At 64.4% G+C, this 13,535-nt stretch carries 19 protein-coding genes; 15 read left to right on the top strand and 4 right to left on the bottom strand.

All coding sequences use genetic code 11. The features are described from left to right. Positions 1–123 precede the first annotated feature (123 nt). From AC1DW9_RS21310 to AC1DW9_RS21265, 10 genes are read left to right on the top strand one after another with little or no spacing between them, the layout of a single operon-like run. On the top strand, positions 124–588 hold the full coding sequence (locus AC1DW9_RS21310; RefSeq protein WP_476775680.1) for a hypothetical protein: 465 nt from the start codon (positions 124–126) through the stop codon (positions 586–588). 1 nt (position 589) lies between these two features. Beyond that, complete coding sequence (locus AC1DW9_RS21305) at positions 590–1,033, top strand: hypothetical protein (protein WP_441505417.1); 444 nt, start codon at positions 590–592, stop codon at positions 1,031–1,033. Between the two features lie 10 nt (positions 1,034–1,043). Beyond that, positions 1,044–1,217 (top strand): hypothetical protein, encoded by a 174-nt coding sequence (locus AC1DW9_RS21300; RefSeq protein WP_476775681.1) that lies wholly within the window; start codon positions 1,044–1,046, stop codon positions 1,215–1,217. Next, positions 1,217–1,759 (top strand): GcrA family cell cycle regulator, encoded by a 543-nt coding sequence (locus AC1DW9_RS21295; protein WP_476775682.1) that lies wholly within the window; start codon positions 1,217–1,219, stop codon positions 1,757–1,759. Before AC1DW9_RS21300 ends, AC1DW9_RS21295 begins: the two co-directional genes overlap by 1 nt. Next, positions 1,756–2,835 carry a hypothetical protein gene (locus AC1DW9_RS21290; protein ID WP_476775683.1) on the top strand — a complete coding sequence of 360 codons (1,080 nt, stop codon included), beginning with the start codon at positions 1,756–1,758 and terminating at the stop codon, positions 2,833–2,835. Before AC1DW9_RS21295 ends, AC1DW9_RS21290 begins: the two co-directional genes overlap by 4 nt. Continuing rightward, complete coding sequence (locus tag AC1DW9_RS21285; protein ID WP_476775684.1) at positions 2,832–3,011, top strand: hypothetical protein; 180 nt, start codon at positions 2,832–2,834, stop codon at positions 3,009–3,011. Before AC1DW9_RS21290 ends, AC1DW9_RS21285 begins: the two co-directional genes overlap by 4 nt. Next, positions 3,008–3,586: a hypothetical protein gene (locus AC1DW9_RS21280; protein WP_476775685.1), complete on the top strand. Its 579-nt coding sequence runs from the start codon at positions 3,008–3,010 to the stop codon at positions 3,584–3,586. Before AC1DW9_RS21285 ends, AC1DW9_RS21280 begins: the two co-directional genes overlap by 4 nt. Beyond that, positions 3,583–3,897: a hypothetical protein gene (locus tag AC1DW9_RS21275; RefSeq protein WP_476775686.1), complete on the top strand. Its 315-nt coding sequence runs from the start codon at positions 3,583–3,585 to the stop codon at positions 3,895–3,897. Before AC1DW9_RS21280 ends, AC1DW9_RS21275 begins: the two co-directional genes overlap by 4 nt. After that, the gene (locus AC1DW9_RS21270; protein WP_476775687.1) at positions 3,894–4,265 is read left to right on the top strand and encodes a hypothetical protein; all 372 of its coding nucleotides are present in this window, start codon (positions 3,894–3,896) and stop codon (positions 4,263–4,265) included. Before AC1DW9_RS21275 ends, AC1DW9_RS21270 begins: the two co-directional genes overlap by 4 nt. Continuing rightward, on the top strand, positions 4,262–5,413 hold the full coding sequence (locus AC1DW9_RS21265) for a DUF7146 domain-containing protein (RefSeq protein ID WP_476775688.1): 1,152 nt from the start codon (positions 4,262–4,264) through the stop codon (positions 5,411–5,413). The genes AC1DW9_RS21270 and AC1DW9_RS21265 overlap by 4 nt, the downstream gene beginning before the upstream one ends. A gap of 5 nt (positions 5,414–5,418) precedes the next feature. On the opposite strand, the gene AC1DW9_RS21260 is transcribed toward AC1DW9_RS21265, so the two are convergent. Continuing rightward, positions 5,419–6,216, bottom strand: coding sequence for a hypothetical protein (locus AC1DW9_RS21260; RefSeq protein ID WP_476775689.1), 798 nt, complete (start codon positions 6,214–6,216; stop codon positions 5,419–5,421). A 74-nt stretch (positions 6,217–6,290) separates the two neighbouring features. Here AC1DW9_RS21260 and AC1DW9_RS21255 point away from each other — a divergent pair, with 74 nt between their 5' ends. After that, the gene (locus AC1DW9_RS21255; protein ID WP_476775690.1) at positions 6,291–6,704 is read left to right on the top strand and encodes an SLOG family protein; all 414 of its coding nucleotides are present in this window, start codon (positions 6,291–6,293) and stop codon (positions 6,702–6,704) included. A 17-nt stretch (positions 6,705–6,721) separates the two neighbouring features. On the opposite strand, the gene AC1DW9_RS21250 is transcribed toward AC1DW9_RS21255, so the two are convergent. Further along, a complete protein-coding gene (locus AC1DW9_RS21250) occupies positions 6,722–7,345 on the bottom strand; it encodes a hypothetical protein (protein ID WP_476855174.1) in 624 nt (207 codons plus the stop codon). 95 nt (positions 7,346–7,440) lie between these two features. Between AC1DW9_RS21250 and AC1DW9_RS21245 the strand changes: the two genes are divergently transcribed. Further along, positions 7,441–8,799, top strand: coding sequence for an AAA family ATPase (locus tag AC1DW9_RS21245; RefSeq protein ID WP_476855173.1), 1,359 nt, complete (start codon positions 7,441–7,443; stop codon positions 8,797–8,799). Between the two features lie 81 nt (positions 8,800–8,880). Further along, complete coding sequence (locus tag AC1DW9_RS21240) at positions 8,881–9,711, top strand: hypothetical protein (RefSeq protein ID WP_476775693.1); 831 nt, start codon at positions 8,881–8,883, stop codon at positions 9,709–9,711. Between the two features lie 33 nt (positions 9,712–9,744). On the opposite strand, the gene AC1DW9_RS21235 is transcribed toward AC1DW9_RS21240, so the two are convergent. Continuing rightward, on the bottom strand, positions 9,745–10,113 hold the full coding sequence (locus AC1DW9_RS21235; protein ID WP_441505430.1) for a hypothetical protein: 369 nt from the start codon (positions 10,111–10,113) through the stop codon (positions 9,745–9,747). Between the two features lie 206 nt (positions 10,114–10,319). Then, on the bottom strand, positions 10,320–11,021 hold the full coding sequence (locus AC1DW9_RS21230) for a hypothetical protein (protein ID WP_476775694.1): 702 nt from the start codon (positions 11,019–11,021) through the stop codon (positions 10,320–10,322). Between the two features lie 517 nt (positions 11,022–11,538). Between AC1DW9_RS21230 and AC1DW9_RS21225 the strand changes: the two genes are divergently transcribed. Next, the gene (locus AC1DW9_RS21225; RefSeq protein WP_476775695.1) at positions 11,539–12,012 is read left to right on the top strand and encodes a terminase small subunit; all 474 of its coding nucleotides are present in this window, start codon (positions 11,539–11,541) and stop codon (positions 12,010–12,012) included. After that, positions 11,933–13,531: a hypothetical protein gene (locus AC1DW9_RS21220; protein ID WP_476775696.1), complete on the top strand. Its 1,599-nt coding sequence runs from the start codon at positions 11,933–11,935 to the stop codon at positions 13,529–13,531. Before AC1DW9_RS21225 ends, AC1DW9_RS21220 begins: the two co-directional genes overlap by 80 nt. Positions 13,532–13,535 lie beyond the last annotated feature (4 nt).

The following is a 13,535-nucleotide window of genomic DNA, read 5'->3' as shown; positions in this document are numbered from 1 at the left end:
GCTCCACTCCCCAAGCCCTCCTGACGCAACGCCACGCTGCTCACGGTCCAGAGATAGGGCTCCAGCCGGCGTCAAGCACCGAGATTTTCACCGCCTCCGTCTCCCCAATCGAAGAGTCGACCGATGTACGAGATGACGCCCCGGGAGAAACGGATCCACGCAGCGATGAGGGAACTCATCGCCGAAGCTGGCGGATGCGGCGACGCGGCGAAGCCCTTGAGCCTGAAGAAGGCGCAGCTGGGCCGCATGCATGTCGATCCGCCCGAAGCCTTCATGAACGTCTTCCAGCTGTCGAAGCTTGAGGCGTTCGTTGGTCAGCCGATCGTCACGCAGGCCATGGCGGCGATGATGGGGTTCGATCTGGTCGCCCAGGAAGAAGGCCCGGTTGGCAAGACCTGCATTCACAGCTCCGTCGGCGCCGTGATGGGCGAGGTTGCCGACCTCGGCAAGATCTACGCCGAACTGGTCACCGACGGCCTCAGTCCCGCCGACGCCACCCTGATCGATCGAGAACTGCAACAGGCCGCCAAGGCCATCGAGCAGGCGCGCCAGGCCTGCGCAGCCATCCGCACCAAGAGGAACGCCTGACATGAGCAACGGATTCGACGCGGTCGTCCTGCAGCGGTTCGTGACCGACATCGAGCGGCACCACGACACGATCGCCTCCTACAAGGGCGAACACGCCCAGCGCGTGAAGAGCGTGCAGGAGCTGATCGGCGAGGTCTTCGACCGCGCAAAGGACGCCGGAATTCCTCGAAAGGAACTCAAGGCGGTCATCAAGGAGCGCCGGCTCCTCGTTCAGATCGAGAACCTCCGCGAGGAGCTCGAGGAGGACCAGGCCGAGACCTTCGATCAGATCAAGCACGCGCTTGGAATGCTCTCGGACCTGCCGCTCGGCGAGGTCGCTCTGAGGAACTCCGACGCGGTCGACAGCCTGACCGATGACGACGGGGAGGGCGCCGGAGCCGCCGAAGTTGCGGCCGGCAAAGCTAACGCCAAGGCGCTGCGCGCCGGCGTGAAGCAGCTGAACTGAGGGGGACGCCATGGGCCGCTTCATCCCCGATCCAGGTTCCGCGATCTTCCTCGTGCTTGCAGGGTTGATCTTCTGGGGCCTGTTCAAGATGGTCACCTATCGGAGTCCGGCCGCAGATCAGGACGACTGCATCGACGCGCCGCGCCTCACGCTAGAGGACGAAGCCCGCCGGAGGTCGTTCTGATGACGGCCTTCGCCTGGACAGACGAGCGCGTTGATGCCGTGCGCGCCCTGCACGCGCAAGGATGCTCGAGCAAAGAGATCGCGGTCAGCATCGGCGCCCCGACCCGAAACACCGTGATCGGAAAAATGAGGCGCCTCGGCCTGCAGCGCATCAAGCAGCTGACGCCGAAGAAGGCTTCGATCAAGCGGCAGAAGCCGTCAGCGCCGACGCTGTCCGCCAAGGTCATCGGCATCACTGCCAAGGGGAAGGAGCGTCAGGAGATGTTCCAGGCGGTCGCCGACAAGGCTCTCGACAAGTTCGAGCGCATCGTCGCCGCGGCGCAGGATACCTCCACCCCGGTGCGGTTCCTCGATCGCAGCCGCTTCGAATGCTCGATGCCCCAGCCGGGCTGGGATGATGCACCGATCGACGAAAAGATGGTCTGCGGACGTCCGGTGGTCGGAGCCACCTCCTGGTGCGCGCACTGCCTGACCATCGTCGCGGTGCCTGCCGGTTTCGCCCGGTACAAAGACGGCGAGATGCGGAAGGGGATGGCGGCATGACGATCCAGCCTTCTCCCTACGAGATCATCCGAGCAATCCAGGACCAGCAGCGCGCCACCGACCGCCTGGTTCAGATCCTCGTCGGCCTGCTCGACAAGAGCGCGCCCGATCCGATCATGAGCACGGCTCTGAGCATCCTGCCAGTCGCGGCCGATCGCCCGCATCGCCGCGCCGTTGGCGACGCCGGCCGTCCGCCGGTGCTGGTCGATCTCGACGGCGTTGAGATCAGGACGACCGAGCGCCGCGCGAAGATCATCACCTTGCTCAAGAGCGAGACGTTGGGCCTCACCGACCTGGTGCGCCGCCGGGCGGTCCCGAACACCAAGGCCGCATCCTCGCAGCTGCGCGACATCAACCTCGACCTCGAGCGGTCGGGCTCGCCCTTCCGGCTGGTGTCCGATCGGGCTCATCCGTCGCGCCGGGCGGCTCGGTACCGCCTCGCAATCCCTTCAGAGATCGCCCCCCCGGGTAGACTCCCCGCAGTCCAGAACGAAGGAGCGGGCGGTGCAAGGCCGCAAGAAGGATCGGAAGCATGCGCGGCCGGGGACGGCGTTTCTGCTAGTTCCGCGCATTCCGATCAATTCGTCACGCCGACCGGCGCGGGGGAAGGCTGTCCAGAGCCTGCCGATCCCGCGCCGGTGGTGGACGAACGCACTAGTTCCCTCGCGAAAGCTGACGATGAAGCAAAGGCCACGACAGGGGCGATCCCGCCGGCCAATGCGGAGCCAGCCGGTAGGCTCGCTGCCGGGCGGACGGCAGTAGCGGGAGCGGGCGACGCCGCCTCTCCCGCCCGGTTTTCGATCGAGCCCGGCGACCTGATCGCCGTCGACGTCAAGTTCCGGAAGGTCCAGACGCGCCAGGGCGCATATGAGGTCGCCGGCGCGAACCTGGCGCGGGCACTGGATCGGCTGAAGGGCGGCCAGATGTTCGGCCTCGATGTGGTCGCCCGCGTCGCCGGGTGGCCGAACGCAGACGTCGCGAAGACCGCGCTCGGGTTCGAGCGTCCGCGCCTCGCCGAGCATGGGCTCGACCTCTACCTCGACAAGATCAACGTCCGCCTGCGGAGCGCGTCATGAACGCGTTCACGCTCTCCGTGCTCGCCGTTCTGGTCGCCTTGGCCGGGGCGATCGTCACCAGCATGGGCGGTGCGAGCGAGCGCGATGACGTATTCGGCCGTAACTCCACCGCGGGAGCGCTCCTGATCGTCGGGTCCCTGGCGCTTGCCTTCCTCGCGGGGAGGGCCAGCCTGTGACCGCGCCAGTGATCCTCGCGCTCGACATCAGCAAGACCTGCACCGGCGTCGCCTTCGGGCGCGTCGGGGAGCGGCCGACCTTCCTTTCCATCAAGGGCAACGACATCGACGAGACGGCGGCCATGATGAAGCTGGGTCGCTGGCTGATCGAATGGATCCGGGTGAGCAAGCCCGATCACATCTTCTATGAGGCGGCGATCGATCGCGTTCTCTCCTCGGCGCACACCACCATCGTGCTGGCCAAGATGGTCGGCACCGTCGAATTCATCACCGGCATGAAGGGCATCGCGGCTCGCAAGGCGCATGTCCAAACCGTTCGGAAGTCCTTCCTGGGGCAGGGTCGGCCCGAAGATCCTAAGCAGCACGCGCGACTGATGTGCGCGGCGATGGAATGGGCGCCGAACAATCTCGACGAGGCCGACGCCGCCGCGATCTTCTACTGGGGCTCTCTGCAGGTCGCCGCCAAGCACGCTCAATACGTCTCGCCCATGCTTCAGGCCAAGGTTGCCGAGCAGGCCGACAATGAGCGGTTCGCCCGCGCCGCAGCGAAGCAAGAACGGCGGAGGAGGGCATGAGCGTCGCGTCCGATCCCCTCAGCGATGTGAAGTCCCTGCCCGGAGGCGAGTTCGTCACCGCCTGCATCGACGTCGTCGAAAGCCGAGCCCGGGCGCTGCGCGCTCGGGAAGAGCGGTACCGGCGCGAGAACAAGGTCATCAGCACCGACGCAATCCGCGAGGCAGCCCTACTGACCGCCGTCGCGTCGATGCTCGAGCAGATCAAGGCGGACGGCGCGGCAATGACCCCCGATTGGCCCAACCGAACCGTCAAGAACGCGGTGATAGCCGGCAAGCACGCGTTCATCGCGGTGGAGAAAGCGAAGCCATGAGCGATCGAACCAAGCACGTGAGCGCGCGCGAGCGGGCCAAGGACATCGCCGCGCTGACCGCGAACGGGCTCACCAGCCGCGAGGTCGCGAAGGAGATGGGGATCAGCCATGTCCGAGTCTGCGCGATAGCGGACCGGTTCAGCATCCCGCTGTCCCGTCCCGGCTCTCGGCGCTTCGGCTGCTACATCTCCGACCGCCGCGCCCGGCTGATCCGGGAGCTCGCCCGCGAGGCCAAGGTCAGCCCCGCCACCATGATCGAACGCATCACGCGGGTCGTGCTCGATGACGGGATCGATCCTGCCCGGAAGCGGCTCGGGAAACTCGCGGTCGAGGCCAGCACATACAAACAAGGGAGCGCTCACGCATGAGCGACGATCCCAACGTTGAAGCCTGGATCGACCAAGCGCGATCGGCCGACATCCTTGAGATAGCGACGCTGATGGGCGCCGTTCTCAAGCGCTCCGGCTCGGAATGGGTCGGGCCATGCCCGCTCTGCAACGGCACCGACCGGTTCGCCGTGAAGCCGTCGGAACAGGTCTTCAACTGCCGCGGCTCCGTCGGAGGCGACGTCATCAAGCTGGTCGAGCACGTCCGCGAGGTCGAGTTCATGGCCGCCTGCGAGATCATCATTGGCGAGCCGCCGCCGCGCCGAGAGAGCCAGGTCAAGCCGGTCGACCCCGAGATCGCCCGGGAGCGTCGCGAAGAGCGTCGGGACCAGGAACTCGCCCGGGCCGAGGTCGAGGCGAAGAAGCAGGAGCGCGGCGCCGATCGCGCGGCCAGGATCTTCAACGACTCGACGCCGATCGCCGGCACCCAGGCCGATGCCTATCTCCGCCGCCGCTGCATCTTCCTCTCGCCCGAGATGTCGTCAGACCTCCGCTTCGCGGCCGGCCTCGAATACCGCGGCTATGCCGATCCAGACGCGAACGAAGAGACCGCGCTCGGTGTCTTCCCCTGCATGGTCGCAGCGATCCGGAACGCCGTGGGCGAGATCATCGGCATCCATCGCACCTACCTCGACCCCGTTGAACCGGTGAAGCTGAGGCCGCCCGGCGACGCCAAGCAGAACAAGGCCAAGAAGTCGTTCGGCACCGTCATGGGCGGCGCGATCCGGCTCGGCCCGGTTCGCCGCATCATGGCGGCCGGGGAGGGCATCGAGACCTGCGCGTCCTGGTATCAGCTGGGCTATGGGCCCGACGACATCGGCATCATGTCGGCGGTTTCACTTGGCAACCTCTCCGGCGCAGCGACCGGGACAGTCCGCCATCCCAACGGCAAGGGCACGATCCCAAACGGCCTTCCGGACCTGGCTCGTCCAGGCATCATCCTGCCTGACGGAGTCGAGGAGGTGATCCTGCTCGGCGACGGCGACAGTGATTCAATCGCTACTCACGCTCGCCTTCTGACCGCCGCCCGCCGCTTCCAGGCCCAGCGCGTCACCGTCTCGCTCCACATGGCGCCGGCCAAGGCCGACTGGAACGACGTGCTCCTCGATAACAACAGGAGGGCGGCGTGATCCGATCAATCCCCGGCGGCAACGGCACCAAGGCTATTCGCCTTCGCCCAACTCGAATTTATTGCTTCGGTCAGCTCCGCACCGAGTTGATTGTGGCGCTCGGCAAATTTGCCCCACGCCGCCCAGATTTCTTTGAGACGATCGTAGTTTGGCGGGGGATTCTCAGGTCCTCCCATTCGCTTGTCCGTGGCACGCATCTGCTCTGCGACCATGACCTGATGGTTGAAAAGGTCAAACTCGGACAGATAGGCTACTCTAAACGAGTTCAAACGCTCCGGTCCGGACACACGGTCGCGCGCGGAGCGAACGATGGCGAGCTGTGGTTCCAGCCCCTTCAGCCTCTCCCGGGGCTCTTCGAATTCCGGCCAATCCGGCAAGCCCGGCGACTCGCGCCGATCCAAGGAGCTTTGAAGAAAAAAGGTCATTCTCAATATGTGGTTGATTGCTTCGCGCTCATTTTCGAGAGAGCGAGCGGTGGTTTCGACAATAGTCTTCGCCCCGATGGCAGATTGTCGCGCCATTTCGCGGATTTGCCGCATCGCCGGGAAAATGACAATTGCTGCAGCCGCTGCCGCGAACAGGCCGGCAAGCAGCTCCTTGTACTTGAATATCCATTGGAATCTCAGCGGGCCCAGCAGTCCGTATCGAAACCAGTCGGCACAAGTTTGGGATGTGTCGAGGTAGCAGCTTGCCGCCAGGCTCAGAAGCCGAAGTGCGAACATAGTGCCGAGGGTCCACAGAACCCAGGCGCGATAACGAGCAAGAAACTGCCAGAGCAGCCGTGGTGGGTTTTTCCAGTCCATGGCTCGACGCTCACCTTGCACGAACTTCAAAGCAAGCTGCCGGCATTTGCCGTCCACAACCTGAAGAGGTCGGCATGACGACGATCATCGTCTGCGGCGGTCGGAGCTACGGGGGCGTGCCGCATGATGTGCCGGGCGGCCTGCGCCAGACCTACGAGAACGCGGCCCAGCGGGAACGTGATCGGCTGCGTCAGATCCTCGATGCGGCGGTGTCTCGGCTCGACCTTCGATATTTGGCGATAGGGGACGCCACCGGCGCCGATGCTTTGGCAGCGGAGTGGGCCGAGCGCCGCGGAATGCCGTTCAAGGTTTGGGCAGCTGACTGGGACGCGCTCGGCAACGCAGCCGGCCCGGCCCGCAACCAGCTGATGCTGGACGAAGCGAAGCCCGACTTTGTGATCGCATTCCCCGGATCCAAGGGCACCAGGAACATGTGCGGCTTGGCCGAGAAGGCCGGTGTCACCGTGCATAGGGTGGATTGGGCATGAACGAAGCCCCATCGCCCTTAACTCTGCAGTGCTGCGACCTTTTCCGTGATGGCGACGTCCATAGCTGCGATCACGATCCCCGCCGCCATGTCCAGCTCCTGGCTCGGGAGGCTCTTCTGGGTCATTTCGACGACTCCGTCGTCGATCGCATTGAGATCCTGGATGTATCCAAACAGGATGTGGCGAACGTTCGCGGGGAAAACAGGAGGCCCGTCCTCCAGATCGGCCGTGCAGTCGCGAACCGCCTCCAACGCCTTTCGACCCTCCGGCCTCTGCCGAAACCTCGTCTCTGCATCAGCGAGCGCGCGAACAGCTGCTCTTGCTCGCACAACCCCGCGACGAGTTTTGAGAGCCGAGCCAATATGGTCGACGGTCATGGTGGACCGCATTATCTGCACTTGCTGTTCGGCCGCGCGCGCCTGCAGCGTGGCAGATGCCGCTTGCTGCTCGGCATGCTCAACTTGCTTCACGGCCGCAAACGCTTGGGTTTCGGCGGCGCTGGCAGATCGCTTCGCGGCTCTCGCCGCTCCGATCGACCAGATCGAAATGATCAAAGCAGCCAACGGGTAGTATGGCGCGAGAGCGCTGTTGCTCAACCAAGCCTCAGCCGTTGCCCAATAAGCAGAGAGCTCGGCGGGCATTCGCGATCCTCCATAGGTCCGATGGGGCTTCGTTTCCGTTGCCCAGATGCGAGAGCGAAGCCTGCCCCGCAATTCGAAGCAAGGGCGGTGACCTCGTGATCCACATCTCGCCTATCGAGAGCTTCGAGGAATTCGAGGCCCGCGCCCTCGCGCTGATCACGCCAGAGTTCAAGAGCCGGTTCGGCGCGCTGCCGTGGCGCGAGACGTTCAAGCCCTCCGGCCGCGAGTACGAGTGGCTGGTGAAGGGCATCATTCCGGCGCGCGAGGCCGTCCTGATCTACGGGGCGCCGCAGACGGGGAAGAGCTTCGAAACCCAGAACCTCGCCATGCACGTCGCGCGCGGGCTCGATTTTCAGGGGCGCCGCACCAAGAAGGCCGGCGTGGTCTATTGCGCGTTTGAGGGCGGGAAGGGATTCCGCGGGCGCCAGATCGCCTATGCGACCCATAACGAGATCGGCGCTGATGCTGACGTCGATATGGTCGTGCTGACGCGCCGGGCCGACCTCTTCGCCGACGACACCGACATCAACGCCCTGATCGAAGAGATCCGGCACTGGTCCGAGACCTTCAGCGATCCGCTCGGATTGGTCGTGCTCGATACTTTCAGCGCCGCGACGCCCGGCGCCGACGAGAACGCAGGCAAGGACGTCTCGCGCGTGAAGGCGCGGGTCATGCGCATCGTCGCAGAGCTGAACACCGCGGTGATCGTTGTGCACCACAAGCCGGCCGGCGGCGGCCGCCCCCGAGGCCATGGTTCGCTGACCGGCGACTTCGAAACGACAATCGACATCGACTGGGTGACGGAGTCCGGCACGCGCGCCGATGCGCCGCGTGGTCCCCAGAACGCGGTGAAGGATGGCGATCGCCGGCCATTGCGCGCCGCCACCGTCACCAAGCAGCGCGAGGGCGAGCAGGGCCTGTCGTGGAAGTTCGTCCTCCGCCAGGTGAAGATCGGCCAGGACGGCGACGGCGATCCGATCACGTCCTGCGTCTCGACACTTCCGGCAGGGCTCGTCGCCGAGCAGCGCGACAGCTCAGTGGCGAACGGGCCCGCAAAGACCGAGGACGGCCGCTTCATCCTGAAGCCGAACCTGGCCGTCGCCTTCCGGGCGCTGACCACCGCACTCGGCGAGAAGGGCAGGCCACCGCCAGCGCACGTCCGCATCAAGCCCGGGACGCTGTGCGTCACGCTCTCCGATTGGCGCGACGAATACGAGCGTCTGGCCGCCGGCGAGGACGAGGATCCGGAGAAGCTCAAAGAGCGGGTGAAGAAGGCGCGCGATCGGGCAGCCGAGCGCCTCGCTCTGTCGGGCTTCATCGGCAAGGACGGCGACTGGGTCTGGCGCACCGGCAAGCCTGTCATCGGCGTCGATCCGCCGCGCATCGTGAACAAGCCGCAACCCATGTCCGAGGACCTGGACCAGTTGCGAACCGACGACGAGTTCAAGTGGTGATGTGTCTCCGTGAGCGGTGAGAACGTCCCCGTCCAATTACGACTTGTCCCTGAGAAGGGCGATTGTCCCTCTGGAGAGAGCATGGAAAAGCTGCCCGATATCGCCACCATCATCCCCGGCTATGTCGGCATGGTCAGCGAGATGCGTGCCCGCGTTGATGCCGTCGGCGAGGGCGAGATCCCCAGCCACTGGACGCCCGAGCATGTCGGCGTCCGCATGATCGAGGCCTTCGACATCCTGCAGCGCTCCGGCGCCCGCGTCGGTCCGCGCACGCACGCCAACGGCTGGCCCGCCATGGTCCATGAGTTCGCGGACATGATCGACGCACAGGCCCGCGCGCTGGCCGAGAAGGAGAAGCAGCAGGCCAGGGCCGCCCGGCCGACCGCCGACGAGCTCTCCAGGATGAACGAGGCGCTCGCCTGGCCGATGGCCTATCTCGACGGGCGCGCGCTCGCGTCCGACTCCCTGATGCTCTGGGCCTACGCCTCTGCGACCGGGCGCGACATGGCCGGCATGCTCCACCACAGGAAGAAGCGGGCGACAGCTCTCGCGGAGGAGATGGCGCGGCGCGCGAACCGCTTGCCATATGGGACCGGCGACAACGGGGAGGGGGACTGTCGCAGTATCGCAGACCAGTGGCGCGCTGCGCTGCGCAGGCAGATCGCGCGCGAAGTGGCAGCAGAGGCGAACGAGGCGCTGGCCGCGGGCCTCGGCGCAGAGCGCGTCAACCGCATCGCCCAGGCCACTCTGCGCGAGCGCGTCGAGGAAGCGAACTGCCTACCGTACCGCTTCAAGCCCCACGACGCCGTGCCCGGACGCGTCCTGTCGAGGACCAACCTCGATCGGCAACGCAAGATCGCCATGGCCGCCGTCGCCGACGGGCTCCGGCGGGCAGGCGTCGCGGTGAGGTGAGTTTTGCTCGTGCCGGTCGACGATGCGGCAGTGTCACCGCTGCGCGTGGAGCAGCCCGCGTAGCCTATAGGCCTCGGTAAGTGCGTCGACCCAGCCCATAATCCACATGCCGGCGTCGAGGCACTTGCCGTTGTTCTGGCTGTTCAAGTCCCTGACCATTTCCTGCCCGTTCTTATAGTAGCCCACCGCCGAGCTCCGGCTCATGCCGAAGTGCTCCTCGGCTTTGTCTACGAGAACCTTCAGTTGCAGGAGGTCATCAAGGTCCGTGCCCTTCTCGCAGGCCTTTGCAGTGGCGGCGGCGCCGAAGGAATGCAGGGCTTCCTTCATCTTACCATCGACCTGAATTTCGGTGAGAGGCTGCGATAGGACAGGCTGCGCCATGAGCAGGGCCACAATGGTCATGGTCGGTAGGCGCATAATCAATCCTCAACGCACGTTGTCAGCTTGGCCCGTCAGATGAACATCCGCATGGCGCGGGCATGACCGTAGCGATGTGGAGCGGGCCCGCAAGATCGCCATGGCGACGCGGTAAGGTGAGAGATGCCAATCCGCCCCGAGAACAAGGCGCGGTATCCGAAGGAGTGGCCCGAGGATGACCACGACGCCCGTTAGGCGGGCGGCCAGCCAAGGACTAGCGGGCGGTGCTCGGTTCTCGGGTCTCGCATCACCGTTTTATTTTTTCCGACGCGTTCGATTGCCCTTACCAGCGCCGCTTTCTGCCTCGCGGGGGACTTCCCGGCTAGTCCGGGAAATAGCCGGTCCAGTTCCCATCGCCCCTCGTCGGTTGCGACCTTCGCGGGGTTCTTTGCCAGATACCAGGCGACATAGGCCTGGGCCTCGATCGGCATCTTGCCGACAGCATTGCCATAGTCGGTCCAGCCGATAAAAAGCGGGGCGTCGTTGTGCTCGTCGCAGAAGCCGGCCAGTAGCTCGTCATCATCGCGCAACGGGCTTCCTTCCTTCTTCCCGGTCGCATGCTTGAACGCATTCCAATGCTGCCTTTGAAGACGACGAGCCTCCGTGATGGTCAGGCCCGGATCCTGCTGGACGAGGAACGCGATGATTGGGACGGCCCGCTCTAGGTCGACAAACCGCTCGATCAATTCCGACCCACCACTGGCAAGGCAGTGCACCGAGACCGGATCCTGACCGAGGAGGTGGAGATGCAGCGACATGCCAAGCTGCCGGCGAGCCGCTTCTATCTTCAGGTTCATTGTTCCCTCGGTTTCGCTCAACCCAGCGAGCACGATATCGAACGCAGATCGACTCCGCGCCGCCGTCGAATGCTTGTTATCAGTGTCCACAGGCATAATTGCGATTCCGCAAAATCTCCGCCGTTAACAGCTTCATGATCTTGTTAACGCGCAAGATCTGGTCCCGAAATGGGGTGGTTGTCAGACCCCCGAATCGCGGGCATCTCTTCGGCATCGTCGCGAAACGTGGCGCTTCCGGGCTTCCCCTCCCAAATCCCGTCAAGCAGAAACCACCCTCCGGCCTGCGGATTTGACCATCCGCAAATTCGTCGCTGTTAACACCTCCATGGGGTTGTTGACGCTCCGATCGGCCCAGCGACGACGCCTCTTGCCGGGCGCACGAATTCGCGGTTCAACTCGCGAAGCCAACCCTTCACGGGGACTGGGTGAATGGCAAGGGCGCCCCGACCAGCGGGAGGGCGACCGACACGCAGCAACGGTGCATCCGAGCCTCGACGAAACAGGTCGAGACAAACCCGCCAACGATTCAGAATAGAGCTCTACGACATGCATCGCGCGTTGAACGCGCTGCCGGAGCCTCTTTCGTAAGCCTCACATCGGTGGAGAAGAGAATATGGGCGCGTTGAAGAACGCGCGGCACGAGCTGTTCGCTCAGGCTCTCGCGAAGGGGCGGACCCCTGAGGACGCGTACCGCGATGCTGGCTTTAAGCCGGCCCGCCAGAACGCCCATCGGCTGATGACAAATGATGACGTTTCGACGCGCGTCGCAGAAATCAAGGACAAGGCCGCAGCGCGGGTTGTGGTCACTGTCGAGTCCCTGGCTGTGGAGCTCGAGGAAGCCCGAACCATTGCGATTGCTGAAAAGCAGAGTGCTGCTGCCGTGTCCGCCTCGATGGGCAAGGCAAAGCTCTTCGGCCTCGGTGTCGAGAACCGGAACGTGAAGGGCACGCTGCAGATCGTCAGCATTACCCAAGATCAGATCGACGGTCTGACGGATGAAGAGATAGATGCTCTCGACCGCGCTCAGCCAGTCCTTCGCAAGCTCGGAATTCTCCCACCTCTTGGAGGCCAGGAGGCGCCGGCGTGAAGTCGACGATGAGCGCGGCGGCTGGGAAGTTGAAAAGCGCAAGTGCGCCGCGGACGTCGGGTACTGGTTCGACCGGTGGGTTTGGACCTACGACCCGCGTCTGGTTGGAAAGCCCGGCGGCGCATATGTGCAGTTCAAGCTCTGGCCGCGCCAGCACGATGTTATCAAGTGGCTGAAGGCCAGGCTCGACGCTGCTGAAGAAGGCTTAATCGAGAAGAGCCGCGACACCGGCGCGACATACCTGACGGCCGGATTCGCGCTCCACCAATGGCTATTCAATCCTGGTTTCAAAGCCACCTTCGGATCGCGCAAAGTCGATTACGTCGATAAAAAGGACAATCCGGACAGCATCTTCGCCAAGTTGCGCATTATGCTTCGTCGCCTGCCCGCTGAGATGATGCCCGAGGGGTTCGTCTGGTCCCAGCACGACAATTACATGCGCATCGTCAACCCGGCGACCGGAGCGGTCATATCGGGCGAGGGCGGCGAGGACATGGGCCGTGGCGGTCGATCGTCGATCTATGTCGTTGACGAGGCCGCCTTCGTTCCGAACGCGGAGACGGTCGAGAAGGCGCTGTCCGGCAACACCGACTGCGTGATCTGGGTTTCGTCCGTCAATGGCATGGGCAACCTGTTTGCCCGGAAGCGCCATTCGATCCTGCGTGCCGAGCAGATCATGCGCCTTCACTGGCGCGACGATCCGCGAAAGACCGAGGAATGGGCGCTCGCAAAGCAGGCGAGCTTCTCTGATCCGACAACCTGGGCCAGCGAATACGACATCGACTATTCGGCTTCGGTCGAGGGAATTTGCATCCCCGCACTGTGGGTCGAGAGCGCGAAGCGTCTGCTGCGCGTAGACCGCAGGGTCACTCGCTCGAATGTCGCGACCGTTGGGCTCGATGTCGGCGCTGGTAAGGCGAAGTCGGTGGCGATCCCACGCGCCGGCGCGATTGTCGAACGACCGCAGTCGCGCGGAGCACCCGACACAACCGACACAGCCTTCTGGGGCCTAGATATTGCCAAGGAGGTCGGGGCAACCCGCCTCAACTTCGACGCCCCTGGCGTGGGTGCTGGCGTCTCGTCGACGCTGATGAAGAATCGAGTCGCCGGCCTAAAGGTTGGCGCGGTCAACACGGGGGTGCCCCCCTCCGAGCGGAAATGGCCCGATGGGCGCACGTCCGACGAGATCTTCGCAAACCTTAAGGCCGAGGTGTGGTGGCTATGCCGCACAGCACTTCAGCGGACGCACGAACACGTCCTCTTCCTTGAGCGGAAGGAAGGGGGCCGAGAACATCCCGTCACTGAGCTGCTTGCTCTTCCATCGGGCGAGGTCGAGAGCGACCAACTCTGCTTGCAACTGTCCCTGGTGAAATGGGGGCGTAACGACCGCGGCAAGATCGTGATCGAGAAGAAGGAAGAGCTGCGACGCCGAGGCATCGCCAGCCCAGACTATGCGGACGCGCTGATGCTCACGTTCGTCGACCCGCCCTCGAGGTTTACCCTCGCCAATGTGAGCTGAATGC

It is taken from the genome of Allobosea sp. P4_E12 (assembly GCF_056401655.1).
Note: the sequence above shows the minus strand (reverse complement) of the source record. Positions and strands in the feature narration are given on the sequence as shown.

Bases quoted from the DNA above. Each gene is read 5' to 3' on its own strand.
- AC1DW9_RS21310 (WP_476775680.1), top strand. From the start codon at position 124: ATGTACGAGATGACGCCCCGGGAGAAACGGATCCACGCAGCGATGAGG.
- AC1DW9_RS21305 (WP_441505417.1), top strand. From the start codon at position 590: ATGAGCAACGGATTCGACGCGGTCGTCCTGCAGCGGTTCGTGACCGAC.
- AC1DW9_RS21300 (WP_476775681.1), top strand. From the start codon at position 1,044: ATGGGCCGCTTCATCCCCGATCCAGGTTCCGCGATCTTCCTCGTGCTT.
- AC1DW9_RS21295 (WP_476775682.1), top strand. From the start codon at position 1,217: ATGACGGCCTTCGCCTGGACAGACGAGCGCGTTGATGCCGTGCGCGCC.
- AC1DW9_RS21290 (WP_476775683.1), top strand. From the start codon at position 1,756: ATGACGATCCAGCCTTCTCCCTACGAGATCATCCGAGCAATCCAGGAC.
- AC1DW9_RS21285 (WP_476775684.1), top strand. From the start codon at position 2,832: ATGAACGCGTTCACGCTCTCCGTGCTCGCCGTTCTGGTCGCCTTGGCC.
- AC1DW9_RS21275 (WP_476775686.1), top strand. From the start codon at position 3,583: ATGAGCGTCGCGTCCGATCCCCTCAGCGATGTGAAGTCCCTGCCCGGA.
- AC1DW9_RS21270 (WP_476775687.1), top strand. From the start codon at position 3,894: ATGAGCGATCGAACCAAGCACGTGAGCGCGCGCGAGCGGGCCAAGGAC.
- AC1DW9_RS21265 (WP_476775688.1), top strand. From the start codon at position 4,262: ATGAGCGACGATCCCAACGTTGAAGCCTGGATCGACCAAGCGCGATCG.
- AC1DW9_RS21260 (WP_476775689.1), bottom strand. From the start codon at position 6,216: ATGGACTGGAAAAACCCACCACGGCTGCTCTGGCAGTTTCTTGCTCGT.
- AC1DW9_RS21255 (WP_476775690.1), top strand. From the start codon at position 6,291: ATGACGACGATCATCGTCTGCGGCGGTCGGAGCTACGGGGGCGTGCCG.
- AC1DW9_RS21250 (WP_476855174.1), bottom strand. From the start codon at position 7,345: ATGCCCGCCGAGCTCTCTGCTTATTGGGCAACGGCTGAGGCTTGGTTG.
- AC1DW9_RS21240 (WP_476775693.1), top strand. From the start codon at position 8,881: ATGGAAAAGCTGCCCGATATCGCCACCATCATCCCCGGCTATGTCGGC.
- AC1DW9_RS21235 (WP_441505430.1), bottom strand. From the start codon at position 10,113: ATGACCATTGTGGCCCTGCTCATGGCGCAGCCTGTCCTATCGCAGCCT.
- AC1DW9_RS21230 (WP_476775694.1), bottom strand. From the start codon at position 11,021: ATGCCTGTGGACACTGATAACAAGCATTCGACGGCGGCGCGGAGTCGA.
- AC1DW9_RS21225 (WP_476775695.1), top strand. From the start codon at position 11,539: ATGGGCGCGTTGAAGAACGCGCGGCACGAGCTGTTCGCTCAGGCTCTC.
- AC1DW9_RS21220 (WP_476775696.1), top strand. From the start codon at position 11,933: ATGCTCTCGACCGCGCTCAGCCAGTCCTTCGCAAGCTCGGAATTCTCC.